The organism is Novosphingobium sp. TK46 (assembly GCF_055361525.1).
Window position 1 is genome coordinate 2,874,047 of the sequence record NZ_CM143963.1, and the last position, 14,749, is coordinate 2,888,795.

Here is a 14,749-nt window from a genome sequence, read left to right on the forward strand (position 1 = left end):
CATTTGCAGCCTAACGTGAGTTGATACGTTTATAGGTGTGTTCCGGTACGCGCTTCCCCCTTGCCGCGTACCGGTTACAAGCCGGGTGACGCATGCCGCGCACCGCGCTAGAACGCGAAGCGAACATGCTCACCCGGCTCTCTATTCGTAACATCGTGCTGATCGAGGCTCTCGACCTGGAATTTGCCGGGGGCCTCGGCGTGCTCACCGGAGAAACCGGTGCTGGCAAGTCGATCCTGCTCGATGCACTTGGCCTTGTGCTTGGTAACCGGGCGGACAGCGGCCTGGTCCGCAGCGGCGAGGATCGGGCCAGCGTGACCGCCAGCTTCGATATGGCCGCTCTGCCCGGCTCGCTGCGCGATACGCTCGACGACGCGGATATCGAGATCGAGCCGGGCGAGCCGCTGATCCTCAAACGGCAACTGCGCGCCGACGGCGGCAGCAAGGGCTTCGTGAACGACCAGCCGGTCGGCGTCGCGCTGCTGCGGGAACTGGCACCGGCCCTGGTCGAGATCCACGGCCAGCACGACGACCGCGGTCTGGTCAACCCGCGCGGCCACCGCCAGCTTCTCGACAGGTTCGCCAACGCCAACACCGCTGCGGTCGGTACGGCATGGCGCGAATGGCGCACGGCGCGCGATGCTTTCGAGGGCGCGCAGGCTCGCGTGGCACAGGCAGCTGAGGATCGCGATCTGCTGGTCGCCTTCGTCGAGGAGCTGACCACACTGGCGCCCGAGCCGGGTGAGGAAGAGGAACTCGCTCTTGCCCGCGCGACGATGCAGAAGGGCGAGAAAGTGGCGGAGGACATGGCCGACCTCGAACGCCTGTTCCACGGCTCGGACTCGGCGCTGTCGTCTCTACGTGGCGCGGCGCGGCGGCTGGATCGGATCGCGTCGGAACATCCGCTGCTCGAAGATGCACTCGCTGCGCTCGATCGCGCGGTGATCGAAGCGGACGATGCCGAGGGAAAAGTGCGTGCCGCGGCCGATGCGCTCTCGTTCGATCCGGCCGAGCTCGACCGGATCGAGACGCGACTGTTCGAGCTGAGGGCGGCGGCGCGCAAGCATGGCTGTCAGCCCGATGCCCTGGCGGAAAAGCTGCGTGAAATGCGCGCGACGCTCGACGCCATAGAAGGTGGCAGCGACGAATTGTCTCGGCTCGAGGCGGCCGCGCAGGCGGCCGGCGAAGTCTATCGCGCGCAGGCCGAGGCGCTGCATGCCAGCCGCGTCGCCGCCGCCTTGCGCCTCGACGACGCCGTGGCCGCCGAATTGGCGCCGCTTAAACTCGATTCCGCGCGGTTTCGCACCGCCGTGTCCGACGTGGCGGAGGACCGCTGGGGCGCGCACGGCATGGATGTCGTCGAATTCCTCATCAGCACCAATCCGGGCGCGCCGTTCGCGCCACTCGCTAAGATCGCCAGCGGCGGCGAGCTGTCGCGCTTCATCCTGGCGTTGAAGGTGGCCCTGGCGGAAGAGGGCGGCGCGGCGACGGTGATCTTCGACGAGATCGATCGTGGTGTCGGCGGCGCGGTCGCCAGCGCGATCGGCGAACGGCTGGCCCGCCTCGCTTCCGCCGGGCAATTGCTGGCGGTGACCCATAGCCCGCAAGTCGCCGCGCGCGGCACCCGGCACTACATGATCGCGAAATCGAGCGAGGGCACCGTCACGCGCACGTCGGTGGTGCTGCTGGACGAAACGGAGCGCAAGGAGGAGATCGCCCGCATGCTGTCCGGCGCCCAGGTCACCGACGAGGCGCGCGCTCAGGCCGATCGATTGCTGGAGCGGGCGTGACCGAGGCCAGTGTGTCCGAAGCCGACGCTGCGAACGAGCTGATGCGCCTGGCCAGGGCGATCGCTCGTGCCAACCGGCTCTACCATGCCGAAGACGCGCCGGAGATCACCGACGCCGAATACGACGCGCTGATGCGACGCAATGCCGAACTGGAGGCCGCCTTTCCGAAGCTGGTGCGCCCGGACAGCCCCAGCAACAAGGTCGGGCACGAAGTCGCCACTTCGCCACTGTCGAAGGTGACGCACGAACTGCGCATGATGAGCCTCGACAATGCCTTCACGCCGGAGGAGGTCGCGGAGTTCCTGGCGCGGGTACGCCGCTTCCTGGCGCTTGCCGACGATGTGCCGGTGACGGTGACGGCGGAAGACAAGATCGACGGCCTGTCGTGCTCGCTACGCTATGAGAATGGCCGGCTGGTCCGTGCCGCCACGCGTGGGGACGGGCAAGTGGGCGAGGACGTCACCGCGAACGTCGCGCACATCGCCGATATTCCGCAGGTGCTGTCGGGAGAGGTGCCCGCGATCTTCGAAGTGCGCGGCGAAGTCTATATGGAAAAGGCCGCGTTCCTGGCGCTCAATACCGCGTTGATGGACGAGGCTCGCGCCGCGGCGGAGGCGGGCGGAGTCGCGTTCGACGACAGCAAGGTGCGCCAGTTCGCCAATCCGCGTAACGCTGCTGCCGGATCGCTGCGCCAGAAGGACGCCAGCGTCACTGCCCGGCGCCCGTTGCGGTTCTGGGCGCACGGCTGGGGCAGTGCGAGCGTCGTGCCGGGACAGACGCAGCATGATGTCATCCGCAAGATCGCGGAGTGGGGCCTGCCGGTATCTCCCGACTTTCGCCTGTGCCACTCGCTGGAGGAAATGCTGACGGCCTACGAGGCGATACGCGCGGCGCGGGCAGGGCTGGCCTATGAAATCGACGGCGTGGTCTACAAGGTCGACCGGCTCGACTGGCAGGGTCGCCTGGGCTTCGTCGCCAAGGCGCCGCGCTGGGGCATGGCGCACAAGTTCCCCGCCGAGCGCGCGGAAACCACGCTGGAAGCGATCGACATCCAGGTCGGCCGCACCGGCAAGTTGACCCCCGTAGGCCGGCTCAAGCCCGTGCTCGTGGCCGGTGTCACCGTCACCAACGTCACCTTGCACAACCGTGACGAGATCGCCCGGCTGGGTGTCCGTCCCGGTGACCGCGTGGTGCTCCAGCGCGCAGGCGATGTCATCCCGCAGGTGGTCGACAACCTTACGCGCGACGATCCGCGACCCGCGTTCGCGTTTCCCGAACATTGCCCACAGTGCCATTCCGAAGCCATTGCCGAGGAAGGGGAGGTCGATGTGCGCTGCACGGGCGGCCTTATCTGCCCGGCGCAGCGGACAGAGCGCCTCAAGCACTTCGTCAGCCGCGCCGCACTCGATATCGAGGGGCTGGGCGAGAAGACGATCGATGAATTCTTCGCACTCGGCTGGCTGGAAAGCCCTGCCGACATCTTCCGCCTCAAACGGCACCGAAGCGAGCTGGTCGGCCGTGAAGGGTGGAAGGACAAGTCTGTGGACAACATGTTGGCTGCGGTGGAAAACAAGCGATCGCCCGATGCCGCGCGGCTGCTGTTCGGTCTGGGTATCCGGCATGTCGGCGCGGTAACCGCGCGCGATTTGCTCAAGCGCTTCGCGACGTTGCCGGCCTTGCGCACCGTCGCCGAAGCGGCGCATGCTTCGCCCGTCGAGGGTGGACTAGAAGAGGCCGGCGCTGCGGACGCGCGCTCGGAATTGCTGTCGATCGAAGGCGTGGGCCCCGTGGTCGTCGAAGCGCTGGGCGACTTCTTCCACGAGGAACACAATCGCCAGGTCTGGGACGATCTGCTGAGCGAAGTCTCGCCACCACCGTTCATCGTCGAGACGAAGGACAGCGAGGTCGCCGGCCAGACGGTGGTATTCACCGGCAAGCTGGAAACGATGAGCCGCGACGAAGCCAAGGCGCAGGCCGAGCGGCTGGGGGCCAAGGCCGCCAGCGCGGTGTCGCCCAAGACCGATCTCGTCGTTGCCGGTCCCGGTGCCGGCTCGAAGCTCAAGAAGGCCGCCGAACTCGGCATCCGGGTCATCGACGAAGCGCAGTGGGCCGAAATCGTCGCCGCCGCTGGCTGAGTTCCCTTACGCCGGCGATCAGATCCAGCCGGCGGTCTGGGCCAGCAGCCACATGCCCACGACGAGGAACAGCGCGGCCGCTATCAAGCGCACGACTTGAAGCGGTACGCGGCGAATCAACGCGTCGCCCACGAATACGGCCGGTACGTTGGCGATCATCATGCCCAGCGTGGTGCCCGCCATCACCGGCAGCACGCTTTGGAAGCGGGCGCCCAGCGCGATCGTCGCAATCTGTGTCTTGTCGCCCATCTCCACCAGGAAGAACGCGATAAGGGTCGTCACGAAGGCACCGAAACGCGCTTTTGGCTGTTCGTCCTCGTCCATCTTGTCCGGGATCAGTGTCCACGCGGCCATGGCGATGAACGACACTGCGACGGCATAGCGGAACCACAGCCCGTCGAGCAGCGCTGCGGCCTGCTCACCCACCAGCGCGGCGAGGAAGTGGTTGGCCAGGGTGGCGCAAAAAATACCGCCGACGATCGGCCACGGTCGTTTGAAGCGCGTGGCCAGAATGATTGCTAGCAATTGGGTCTTGTCGCCGATCTCGGCGAGCGCCACGACTACGGTAGAGGTAAGGAGTGCTTCCACGTTGGCATATCCAGACCGGGCGCGCGAGACAGGCAACGGCACGGTCCTCCGCCCGGTCGGCAGAAGCACCATGCCATTGGTCTCACCCGAACGGTCAGGACCGTCCTCCGCGCGCCACAGCCTCTCGGCCAAGTATGTTGACGCGTGGATCGCCAGGTGGCGATCAGCTACTCCCCAATGACGGGAGGATTGCGCCTTAATCCGCCGCATCGCCGCAGGCAAGACATAACGCCCTGGCCCTCGGCGAGGCGTGCGTAAGTGCCCAGGGCTTACGCCTGGCGTGCCTCGCGCTCATGCGCATGGCGGTAATGTTGTACCCGCGTCGCGCGCAGTCCCAGCGTACCTTCGCGATCGATTGCCCGTTGCCAGGATGCCAGTTCTTCCAGGGTCAGACTGTATCGATCGCAGGCTTCGCGAACGCTCAACAACCCCTCGTTCACGGCCGCGACGACCTGCGCCTTGCGCCGCACCACCCATCGCGATGTATCAGGTGGCGGGAGATCGACTTTGGCTTGTTCATCTCCGCGAGTGCCAGCTATCGTACTGGCTTCGGTGGTATGATCTTCAAGCATCGTGATGCCTCTTCGACTGTTGTGAGAAGCCCCCTAAAGCTGTCCTAAGTATTCGCCGAAAAGCTTAATCCGGAATTATTTTGTCTGGTTAACCTGCGGTAACCACTTATCGTTATGAGGTGCGCTCGGTGCCAAAAGATTAACGTCGTAGCTTGGTTGAGAGTGTAAACCCGCATTTACCTTTGCTGGTAACCAGTCGGACGATGCGGCAGGAAATAGCCATGAATGCGCTCAATTCATGCGCGTAAGCGGCGATGCCCACGTTGTGGCTGTCAGATCGCCGCCAATACCATCGCGCAAATGACGCGAGCCCTGCTCAGGTCGTACCCGCTGCGGACATCGGCTGCGGCTCAGGCGTCCCGTTGAGGATTTCAGGGCGAAGCGGCGTCGTCGCCCACTTCATGACCCCGCCGGCCAGGGGTGTCCATCGACCGATGCGAACACCGGCATCAGCCAGGCGATTGCTCGTCCACTGGTTGCAAGTGTTAACGGCGGTGTACCTACCCTCCACATCATAGAACACATCGGAAGCGCCGTAGCCGGGGTGTTTGATCAGGGGGCGTTCGCGGGACAGGCGAGCCTCGATCGACGCGACCAGGCGTGCATATTGCGCGTCGGTCAACCGGAAGGGGCGCAAGGTTTCCGTCGCCTGTGGCCGGACATAAAACGCGACGTGTTCCAGCGACTCGCCACCAACCGTCAGCACCCGCAGGACCACCATCGGCGACAGGTCCCACCAAGTCGGCGTATCGAGGAACACTTCCCGCTCGCCCCAGCTTACGGAGACGTGGGTATAGGGACGATCGGGCCGGGCCACGTCGCTCAATGCAAATTCCCGGCGCCAGTCCTTGGCCGGGGTGACCAGCGGCATCACCAGCGCCGTATGGACGCCGTTGGTCTCCACCCCGATCATCACGCCGCCGCGCTCAGGCTCGCGCCAGTCCGCGTTGCGCGACAGGGACGACCCCACCCAGGCGGCGAGGAGATACGATGCTACGACCAGCGTCAGCAATGCCAGGGCGCGCACGGCCCAACGTATCACGATCGCCCGCATCAGCGATGCGAGCGGCGGCGCAGCCACAGGATCGACCAGTCACCCGAGACGATGCGCGCGACAAGCCGCAGCCCGGCACGCCGACAGGCGAAGCGCACGGCGCTTTCCTGGCTTTCGAGCAAGCCCGCAAGCAACAGGTGGCCGCCGGGCACCACCGCCTCGCCAAAGTCGGGTGCAAGCTCGACCAGCGGGCCGGCCAGGATGTTGGCCATCACCAGATCGTAGGGGCCACGAACGGCGATCAGCGGATGATCGAGGCCGGGGGCGATGGTCATCGCGAGGGTGCCAGGGCGGGCGCCCAGCACTATGCCGTTGGCGAGCGCATTGTCCGCCACGACATCGGCGCAGACGGCATCGATGTCGCTCGCGGTTGCGCGGGCTCGCGGCCACAAAGCCATGGCGGCGAAGGCCAGCAGACCTGTTCCCGTGCCCACATCAAGATGATTGCGCACGATGATGCCGCGCCGCTTCATCGCATCGAGCATGGCAAGGCAACCGGCCGTAGTGGCATGGTGCCCGGTGCCGAACGCCTGACTGGCGGGTATGACGAATTCGATGGTACCGGGCTGATCCAGCGCAGCATGTTCAGGCGTGCGCACCACGAAGCGACCCGCCTGGATCGGCTCCAGATCCGACTGGCTGCGCGTCACCCAGTCCTCGTCCGCTAGGGCTTCCACGATGATCTCAGGTGCGTCGCCTTCGAAAAGTGCCGTTACCGCAGCCTTGTCGCTCGTCGTCGGCTTGCGTGGCAGCCACGCCTCAAGCTTCCAGTCCTCGGGCCGATCCTCGGCAAGCTCGGTGCCGGCAAGCACGATATCGAAATCCCACTCGGGCATGTCTTCGTGGGCGATCAACGCGGCTTCGACGGCCTCGCGACCGGCGAAAACGGTCATTTTATAAGTGCGACTCACCGGTTTCTTGCCGTCTCGTTCTATGGGGGTTCCGGCTGATAGGAGCGTGACGGGCGGTTGACCAGCGCGCGCCGGGTACCGGACCGGCGATTGCCCCTGCGCAAGTCTTGCGCGAGGCGATGATTCGGCTAAGGGGAACGCGTTGGTGCCATGGCACTTGCCCGCCGTATCAAGGGGAATCGATCAAGCATGGCTCAGCAAGCCGCGACCCGCAACCGCCCGCTTTCACCGCATCTCCAGATCTGGCGCTGGGGGCCGGGCATGGTGTCCTCGATCCTGCACCGCGTGACCGGTGTCGGCGCGAGCGTCGGCATCTTCGTTCTGCTGTGGTGGTTGGGCGCGCTGATCGCAGGGCCGGCAGCTTATGCCAAGTTCGCCGACATCGCGGGATCGTGGATCGGGATCGTGGTGCTGATCGGCGTGAGCTGGTCGGTGATCGGCCACGCCATCACCGGCATCCGCCACTTCGTGCTCGATACGGGCGCCGGCTACGAGCTGGGGCAGAACAAGCTGTGGGCCAATGTGAGCACGGCGGCGGGCTTCGTGCTCACCGCGCTGTTCTGGGCCGCGCTGCTGCTGCGCTGAGCGAAGAGTTCAAGGAACAAGATTATGGGTAACGGAACATCCATCGGACGCGTGCGGGGCAAGGGCTCGGCACATAGCGGCGCGCATCACTGGCTGATGTTCCGCTACACCTCGGTCGGCAGCCTGCTGCTGACCGTCTGGTTCGGCGCATCGCTGCTGATGTTGCCCAACTTCAGCTATGCCAGCGTGCGCGAGTGGCTGGCCTCGCCGGTTGCGGCGACCGCGCTGGCGTTGTTCATCGTCGTCAACGTCTGGCACGCGCAGCTGGGTCTGCGTGTCGTCATCGAGGACTACGTGCACGAGGAAGGCAACAAGTTCGCCTCGCTCATCGCTCTCAATCTGGTCTGTTTCGCGGCGGGCGCCTTTGGCCTGTTCTGCGTCGTCCGCCTCGCGCTGGGAGGCGCTTAAGATGGCCACCGCTTCTGCTCAGGCAGCCTACAAGATCATCGATCACACCTATGACACCGTCGTCGTCGGCGCCGGCGGTTCGGGTCTGCGCGCCACGATGGGCGCCGCCGAGGCCGGTCTGAAGACCGCCTGCATCACCAAGGTGTTTCCGACCCGCTCGCACACTGTCGCGGCGCAGGGCGGCATCGCCGCCTCGCTGCAGAACAACACGCCCGATCACTGGACCTGGCACATGTACGACACCGTCAAGGGGTCGGACTGGCTGGGCGACCAGGACGCGATCGAGTACATGGTGCGTGAAGCGCCGCAGGCGGTGTACGAGCTGGAGCACGCTGGCGTGCCGTTCAGCCGCAACGCCGACGGCACGATCTACCAGCGCCCGTTCGGCGGCCACATGCAGAACATGGGCGAAGGCCCGCCGGTTCAGCGCACGTGCGCCGCGGCCGATCGCACCGGCCACGCCATGCTCCATGCGCTGTATCAGCAGAGCCTGAAGTACGCGGCAGACTTCTTCATCGAATACTTCGCGATCGATCTCATCATGGACAACGGCAAGTGCGTCGGCGTGATCGCGATGTGCATGGATGACGGTACGATCCACCGCTTCAAGGCGAAGGCCGTCGTGCTGGCGACCGGTGGCTATGGCCGTTCGTACTTCACCGCGACCTCCGCCCACACCTGCACTGGCGACGGTGGCGGTATGGTGATGCGCGCTGGACTGCCGCTGCAGGACATGGAGTTCGTGCAGTTCCACCCGACCGGCATCTACGGCGCCGGCGTTCTCATCACCGAGGGCGCGCGCGGCGAGGGTGGCTACCTGACCAACTCCGAAGGCGAGCGCTTCATGGAGCGCTATGCACCTTCGGCCAAGGACCTTGCCAGCCGCGACGTCGTCAGCCGTTCGATGGCGCTGGAGATTCGCGAAGGTCGTGGCGTGGGTCCGAACAAGGACCACATCTACCTCCACCTCGATCACATCGCGCCCGAAGTCCTTGCCGAGCGTCTGCCTGGCATCACCGAGAGCGGCAAGATCTTTGCCGGCGTCGACCTCACGCGCCAGCCGCTGCCGGTCGTGCCGACGGTGCACTACAACATGGGCGGAATCCCCTGCAAGTGGACCGGCGAAGTCGTCACCATCGGTGCCGATGGCGATCCCGAGACGGTCGTGCCCGGGCTCTACGCCGTGGGTGAGGCGGCTTGCGTCTCGGTCCATGGCGCCAACCGCCTGGGTTCCAACTCGCTGATCGACCTCGTGGTGTTTGGCCGCGCGACCGGCCACCATCTGCGTGACACGATCACGCCCGGCACCGCGTTCCCCGAACTGCCCAAGGACTCGGCCGACCTGGCGCTCACGCGCCTCGACCACTTCCGCAACGCCAAGGGCGGTTCGCCGACCGCGCAGATCCGCTCGGAAATGCAGCGTACGATGTCGCAGCACGCGGCGGTGTTCCGCAACGACGAGTTGATGGCCGAAGGCAAGACGAAGATGGCCGCGACCTACAAGCGGATGGAGGACGTTCATGTGTCCGACACCGGCTTGATCTGGAACTCGGACCTTATCGAGACGATGGAGCTCGACAACCTGATCAGCCAGGCGACCGTCACGCTGCATGGTGCGCACAATCGCAAGGAAAGCCGCGGCGCCCACGCGCATGAAGATTTCCCGAACCGCGACGATGCGAACTGGATGAAGCACACCGCGACCTGGTTCGACGGCTGGGGTGGCAAGGGTGGCGAGGTCAAGATCGACTACCGCCCGGTCCATGAATTCACGCTCACCGATGACGTCGAGTACATCAAGCCCAAGGCTCGCGTCTATTGATGCGGGCCGTTCTCTCCTCACTGGTGTCGAGGTCGTTCGCGACGTCAGCCAGTAGGGGATGGGCGCCTATTTGTGCATCCTGATCGTAGGTGACTGGCGTGCCCTAGGCATGGCCTTCGCGCGATATTGATCCGGTAGTGAGGGTCCATAAGGCACACCTAGGCTTCTGTCGGAGCTGCAAAGCGGCTCGACCAGAGCCAATACCTCGCTATTGTCAGGCGCCCGGCGGACTGCCGTCCGATTTTACATTTGCTGCTGCCCGAAACGATCGTGCCTTGTCGATCTGCGTCAGTCTGAAAGGCGGATCGGCACTTTCAATCGTCGCATAGTCGAGGGACTCGCACGCCGTGTCCGCCCCCACGAAGCTACCGGCCCTTGAAGCTCGGCTTGCGTTTCTCGACGAAAGCGCTGACGCCTTCGAGGAAGTCCTCGGTACGTCCCGCATCGCGCTGACCACGACGCTCCGCATTGAGCGCGGTCTCGAAATCGCAATCGAGTGCGTCCCAGGCCATCCGCTTGATCATGCCCAGTGAACGCGGGCCATTCGCCAGCTGACGTGCGAGCTTCGTCGCTTCCGCATCGAGCTGGTCATCGGGCACGACCTTGGTCGCGAGACCCCAATCGAGCGCGGTCGCCGCGTCGATCTTCTCGCCCAGCAGCATCATCCGCATCGCGCGAACCCGGCCGATCGCCTTGGCCAGCAGGTATGTCGCCCCGCCGTCCGGGACCAGGCCGACATGCGCAAAAGCGCAAAAGAAAAAAGCGTTGTCGCTCATCAGCACGATGTCGCCTGCGGCCGCGAGCCCGGCGCCGTACCCTGCGGCTGGGCCTCGGATCGCGGTGATCACCGGCTGCTCCATCCGCTTGATCGCCAGTTGAACCGGGTTGAATACCCGATCGAGCTGGCCGCCGACATCGCGGCGCGGGTCGGTCAGCATATCCTGCGCCGCGGCAAGGTTGGCGCCCGAGCAGAAGCCCTTGCCCTCGCCGGTCAGCAGAACCGCGCGGGCATCGCGCGCGGCGATGTCGAACGCGTCGACCATCTCGGCGCCCATCGCTTCGGTCACGCCGTTCATCGTCTTGGGATCGTTCAGCGCGATCCGGGCGACGCCGTCTTCAAGGCTGTAGAGGATATGCTGGTAGGCCATCCGTTCAGCTCAGCATCGCGCCGAGACGACCGCGCACGATCTCCTCCGCGCCGCCGATGATGCGGTCCATCAGTTCTTGGCAGGTCGGAACGTCCTGGATCAGTCCCTGGACCATGCCGGCCCAGAAGATGCCCTTGTCCAGGTCGCCGCTCTGCAGCAGTTCGCGCCCGACCGCGCCGGCGACATAGGGGCGGATGTCTTCGAACGTCGCGTCGGGACGGTTCGAGATCTCGACCACCTTGTCCGACACCGAGTTCTTGCCGACCCGCGCGGTGTTCTTGAACTTGCGGAAGATCAGGTTCGTGCCACGCTCGTCGTTCTCGACGTACTTGGCCTTCACGTTGTCGTGGATCGGCGCTTCCTGGGTCGCACAAAAACGCGTGCCCATGTTCACGCCCTCGGCGCCCAGCGCCAGCGCCGCCACGAAGCCGCGCGCATCGCCGATGCCGCCGCTGGCCAGCATCGGGATCTTGACCTTGTCGGCAGCCGCCGGGATCAGGATCAGGCCGGGGATGTCGTCCTCGCCTGGATGACCCGCGCATTCGAAGCCATCGATCGAAATGATATCGCAGCCCGCCCGCTCGGCCGAGAGCGCGTGGCGCACGGCGGTGCACTTGTGCAGCACCTTGATTCCGTGCGGCTTCACCATCTCCCAGATCTCGCGCACTTGCTGGGTGCCCGCAGTCTCGATGATCTTGACCCCGCCGTCGATCGCGGCGCGGGCATAGGCGGCATAGTCGGGCGGCAGGATCGTCGGGAACACAGTGATGTTCACCGCGAAAGGCTTGTCGGTCATCGACCGGCAGCGCTCGATCTCTTCGCGCAAGGCTTCGGGGCTGGGCTGGGTGAGGGCGGTGAGGGTGCCAAGGCCCCCGGCGTTGGAGACGGCGCTGGCGAGTTCGGCATAGCCGACGCCCTGCATGCCGCCCTGAACGATCGGGTGCTCGATCTCGAGCATTTCGGTAATGCGGGTCTTGAACGCCATGATGCCTCTTGCTCCCTCGCCGCGCGCCTCGCGAAGCGCGCTGGTGATGCAAGCCTTTGTCCGCAGCTTGGGTTTGCTGCAAGCCCGATCTGTGCCGGGGGGCACCCGCAGGTGCGATGCTTCGGGACAAGCGCAGGCGCCGAGGCGATGAGCGCACCAGGGGGTCATTGCGTCGACCGATGAGTACTATACACTCGTTCAGCAGAACATGACTCGAAATTGATGAGGTCCGGAAGAGTGCTAAAATCACCAGAAGGCGGCATTCGGTCCGTCCCGTTTCCGATCGATGATCCCGAGCGCATTCCGGTCAAGCGCTACTACGACCAGGCGTTCTATGACGCCGAGGTAGAGCACTTGTGGCCGCACGTCTGGCAGATGGCCTGTCGCGAAGAGCAGCTGCAGGATATCGGCGACTGGATCGAGTACGAGAACGTCGGCAAGTCCGTGATCGTGGTCAAGACGACCACCGGCGTGAAGGCGTTCCACAACGCCTGCCGTCACCGTGGCGTGCCGATCGCCGGCGGCACCACCATCGGCTCCTCTCACGCGACCGCGCACGGCAACTGCTCGAAAAGCGGGTTCGTCTGCCCGTTCCATGGCTGGCGCTGGAACATGGATGGCGAGAGCACGCTGGTCTATGGCAAGCACCTGTTTTCGGACAAGCAGCTCAACCCGGACGAGATCAACCTGATCCCCTGCCGCGCCGAAGTGTGGGGCGGCATCGTGTGGATCAACCACGACGATGATGCGCCATCGGTGAAAGAGGGCCTGGGCCCGGTCGCCGACCGGCTCGAGGCGCACAACATGCAGCACCTCAAGGCCGAGTGGGCCTATGGCACGGTGCTGCCGGCCAACTGGAAGATCGCGATGGAGGCCTTCATGGAAGGCTACCACGTTATGCAGACGCACCCGCAGCTGCAGCATGCCGCGCCGATGCTGTACGACAGCATGTACAAGATGGCAGGCCCCGACGGCACCAAGGGCGGGCCGCAGATGGCGGATCCCAACCTGTCGCTGGCCGAGAACATCGACATTCAGATCAAGTCGCTGGAACTGCTCAACGAGGGCATGTCCGGGATGGTCCACGAAAAGGAAGTCGAGATCGCCAAGTCGCTGCGGGAGGCCACCGATGGCCTGCCCGAGGACAAGAACATGGCGATCATGATGTGGCTGGGCATGGTGATGCACCAGATCAGCGCGCAGCTGAAAGCCAAGGGTGAGCCGATCCCCGAACTGACCGCGGTGGCGCAGAGCGACCCCATCCACGCGGTGGAATTCATGTTCCCGCACTACTTCGTGCTGCCATACTTCAGCGCGATGTCGGCCTATCGGATCCGTCCGCTGGGCCCGGAAAGCTGCTTCTTCGAGCTGTGGTCGCTGACCTTCTATCCCGAAGGCCAGGAACCCGATCCGGTAATGGAGCCGATCGTGTTGCCTTACGACAGCCAGGACTTCCCGCCGATCCCGCGCCAGGATTATGCGAACATCCCGCTGCAGCAGAAGGGCCTGCACGCCAAGGGGTTCGAGTTCATGCGCCTGTCGAAGGACATCGAGGGCATGATCAGCAACTACAACCGCATCATCGACGGCTATCTGGCCGGCGTGCCGCAGGAGAACCTGGCCAAGGCGACGCACGTGCTCGGCGGCAATTTCGACGGCAAGATCGAGGATCTGGGCTTCTGATCCTTCGTCTGTCGTGACGTAACCCATGACGCCGTGCCGGGAAACTGGTGCGGCGTTTTGGCTTTGGGGCGTCCGCACGAAGGTCACCTCGCCCTCATCGCCGCAGCTTCCGGCGGGCAAAGTATCGCGGGTTACTCAGGTGGCGGCGTAATTATCGTCGGTTGCGCAGGTTCGCCTGGCGCGTCTTTGGCATCCGGCGTTCGCGCTCAGTTTCCGCGCCTCAGCCCCGGTCAGCCTCGCCGGTCAGCGCCGCAACCAGCGCGCGGACCTTCTTCTGGCGCCACTGCGGCGGTGGTGCGACGATCCAGTAACTGCGACGCGATGGTTCTGCGGGAGGGAGGCTTGCGATGTGGCCGGCATCCCGCATTTCCTGGGCCAGAAGCTGCGGCACCCGTGCCTGACCCAGTCCCGATAGCGCGGCCGACATCGCCTGGCCTGCATCGCCGACCATGATCGCCGGCGGCTCTTGCCCTTCACCAGCGGGCGTGGGATCGCCCGGCCAGCCGATCCAATCGCCACTGCCGACGATGACCTGCTCGGCCTTGCCCAGCAGCACGCCTTCCAGGTCGCCCGGACCGTCGGTCCAGCGCACGGCGAGATCGAGGTTGGCTTCGGTGAAATCGGTCATCTCGCCATCGACGACGACGTACCGCACTTGCGGATTGGCAGCGCGAAACGCGGCGAGACGTGGCGCAAGCCAGGCGGCAAAGAACTCACGCGGCGCGGCGATCGTGTAGACGTGGCTCGATTGCCCCGCCTGCATCGCCTGCACCGCATCCTCGAAGTGCAGGAAGCCGCTGCGCAGCGGTTCGAGGCCAGCGCCCGCTTCCTCGGTCAGTTCCAGGCCCTTGCTGGTGCGACGGAACAGCACGACCCCCAGCACGTCTTCCAACGCCCGGATCTGCTGGCCGACCGCTGCGGGCGTGACCGCCAGTTCGTCGGCCGCGCGGGTAAACGACAAATGCCGCGCCGCGGCATCGAACACGCGCAAGGCGTTGAGGGGCAGGTGCGTGCGCTTCATGGCGCTGTCCTACTTACGCGAAAGGAGAGGGGCAAGCGTCCTGCGGC

13 protein-coding genes and 1 riboswitch are annotated in these 14,749 nt (G+C 65.1%); of the genes, 6 read left to right on the top strand and 7 right to left on the bottom strand.

Translation table 11 applies throughout. The annotated features are described in order from the left end of the window. Window positions 1–125: 125 nt before the first annotated feature. Window positions 126–1,790: a DNA repair protein RecN gene (recN, locus tag ACXJ1Z_RS13795; RefSeq protein WP_463781256.1), complete on the top strand. Its 1,665-nt coding sequence runs from the start codon at window positions 126–128 to the stop codon at window positions 1,788–1,790. Next, complete coding sequence (gene ligA / locus ACXJ1Z_RS13800) at window positions 1,787–3,925, top strand: NAD-dependent DNA ligase LigA (RefSeq protein ID WP_488199531.1); 2,139 nt, start codon at window positions 1,787–1,789, stop codon at window positions 3,923–3,925. The genes recN and ligA overlap by 4 nt, the downstream gene beginning before the upstream one ends. 18 nt (window positions 3,926–3,943) lie before the next feature. Here the strand turns inward: ligA and ACXJ1Z_RS13805 are convergent, their stop codons facing one another. From ACXJ1Z_RS13805 to ACXJ1Z_RS13820, 4 genes are all read right to left on the bottom strand, one after another. Then, window positions 3,944–4,513 (bottom strand): TMEM165/GDT1 family protein, encoded by a 570-nt coding sequence (locus tag ACXJ1Z_RS13805; RefSeq protein WP_463777392.1) that lies wholly within the window; start codon window positions 4,511–4,513, stop codon window positions 3,944–3,946. A gap of 12 nt (window positions 4,514–4,525) precedes the next feature. Further along, window positions 4,526–4,701: riboswitch (yybP-ykoY riboswitch) on the bottom strand. Between the two features lie 81 nt (window positions 4,702–4,782). After that, a complete protein-coding gene (gene sciP, locus ACXJ1Z_RS13810; RefSeq protein ID WP_463777393.1) occupies window positions 4,783–5,085 on the bottom strand; it encodes a CtrA inhibitor SciP in 303 nt (100 codons plus the stop codon). A 316-nt stretch (window positions 5,086–5,401) separates the two neighbouring features. Then, window positions 5,402–6,166, bottom strand: coding sequence for a DUF2459 domain-containing protein (locus ACXJ1Z_RS13815; RefSeq protein WP_463777395.1), 765 nt, complete (start codon window positions 6,164–6,166; stop codon window positions 5,402–5,404). Further along, window positions 6,139–7,032 carry a 50S ribosomal protein L11 methyltransferase gene (locus ACXJ1Z_RS13820; RefSeq protein ID WP_463777396.1) on the bottom strand — a complete coding sequence of 298 codons (894 nt, stop codon included), beginning with the start codon at window positions 7,030–7,032 and terminating at the stop codon, window positions 6,139–6,141. The genes ACXJ1Z_RS13815 and ACXJ1Z_RS13820 overlap by 28 nt, the downstream gene beginning before the upstream one ends. A 207-nt stretch (window positions 7,033–7,239) precedes the next feature. On the opposite strand from ACXJ1Z_RS13820, the gene sdhC reads away from it, so the two are divergent. Genes sdhC through sdhA form a run of 3 tightly spaced genes read left to right on the top strand, consistent with a single transcriptional unit; the run spans window position 7,240 to window position 9,865 of the window. Further along, on the top strand, window positions 7,240–7,635 hold the full coding sequence (gene sdhC / locus ACXJ1Z_RS13825) for a succinate dehydrogenase, cytochrome b556 subunit (protein WP_463777397.1): 396 nt from the start codon (window positions 7,240–7,242) through the stop codon (window positions 7,633–7,635). 24 nt (window positions 7,636–7,659) lie between these two features. Then, window positions 7,660–8,043, top strand: a complete 384-nt coding sequence (gene sdhD / locus ACXJ1Z_RS13830) for a succinate dehydrogenase, hydrophobic membrane anchor protein (RefSeq protein WP_463777399.1) — start codon at window positions 7,660–7,662, stop codon at window positions 8,041–8,043. A gap of 1 nt (window position 8,044) precedes the next feature. Continuing rightward, window positions 8,045–9,865: a succinate dehydrogenase flavoprotein subunit gene (gene sdhA / locus ACXJ1Z_RS13835; RefSeq protein ID WP_463777400.1), complete on the top strand. Its 1,821-nt coding sequence runs from the start codon at window positions 8,045–8,047 to the stop codon at window positions 9,863–9,865. Between the two features lie 365 nt (window positions 9,866–10,230). Here the strand turns inward: sdhA and ACXJ1Z_RS13840 are convergent, their stop codons facing one another. Then, window positions 10,231–11,013 (bottom strand): enoyl-CoA hydratase-related protein, encoded by a 783-nt coding sequence (locus ACXJ1Z_RS13840; protein WP_463777401.1) that lies wholly within the window; start codon window positions 11,011–11,013, stop codon window positions 10,231–10,233. A 4-nt stretch (window positions 11,014–11,017) separates the two neighbouring features. Then, window positions 11,018–11,998: an NAD(P)H-dependent flavin oxidoreductase gene (locus ACXJ1Z_RS13845; protein WP_463777402.1), complete on the bottom strand. Its 981-nt coding sequence runs from the start codon at window positions 11,996–11,998 to the stop codon at window positions 11,018–11,020. 237 nt (window positions 11,999–12,235) lie between these two features. On the opposite strand from ACXJ1Z_RS13845, the gene ACXJ1Z_RS13850 reads away from it, so the two are divergent. Next, a complete protein-coding gene (locus ACXJ1Z_RS13850) occupies window positions 12,236–13,681 on the top strand; it encodes an aromatic ring-hydroxylating oxygenase subunit alpha (RefSeq protein WP_463777404.1) in 1,446 nt (481 codons plus the stop codon). Between the two features lie 220 nt (window positions 13,682–13,901). Here the strand turns inward: ACXJ1Z_RS13850 and ACXJ1Z_RS13855 are convergent, their stop codons facing one another. Continuing rightward, the gene (locus ACXJ1Z_RS13855; protein WP_463777405.1) at window positions 13,902–14,702 is read right to left on the bottom strand and encodes a LysR family transcriptional regulator; all 801 of its coding nucleotides are present in this window, start codon (window positions 14,700–14,702) and stop codon (window positions 13,902–13,904) included. Window positions 14,703–14,749: the final 47 nt, after the last annotated feature.

Excerpts from the sequence above, each read along its gene's own strand:
- recN (WP_463781256.1), top strand. The coding sequence starts at position 126 with ATGCTCACCCGGCTCTCTATTCGTAACATCGTGCTGATCGAGGCTCTC.
- sciP (WP_463777393.1), bottom strand. The coding sequence starts at position 5,085 with ATGCTTGAAGATCATACCACCGAAGCCAGTACGATAGCTGGCACTCGC.
- ACXJ1Z_RS13820 (WP_463777396.1), bottom strand. The coding sequence starts at position 7,032 with ATGACCGTTTTCGCCGGTCGCGAGGCCGTCGAAGCCGCGTTGATCGCC.
- sdhC (WP_463777397.1), top strand. The coding sequence starts at position 7,240 with ATGGCTCAGCAAGCCGCGACCCGCAACCGCCCGCTTTCACCGCATCTC.
- sdhD (WP_463777399.1), top strand. The coding sequence starts at position 7,660 with ATGGGTAACGGAACATCCATCGGACGCGTGCGGGGCAAGGGCTCGGCA.
- sdhA (WP_463777400.1), top strand. The coding sequence starts at position 8,045 with ATGGCCACCGCTTCTGCTCAGGCAGCCTACAAGATCATCGATCACACC.
- ACXJ1Z_RS13840 (WP_463777401.1), bottom strand. The coding sequence starts at position 11,013 with ATGGCCTACCAGCATATCCTCTACAGCCTTGAAGACGGCGTCGCCCGG.
- ACXJ1Z_RS13845 (WP_463777402.1), bottom strand. The coding sequence starts at position 11,998 with ATGGCGTTCAAGACCCGCATTACCGAAATGCTCGAGATCGAGCACCCG.
- ACXJ1Z_RS13855 (WP_463777405.1), bottom strand. The coding sequence starts at position 14,702 with ATGAAGCGCACGCACCTGCCCCTCAACGCCTTGCGCGTGTTCGATGCC.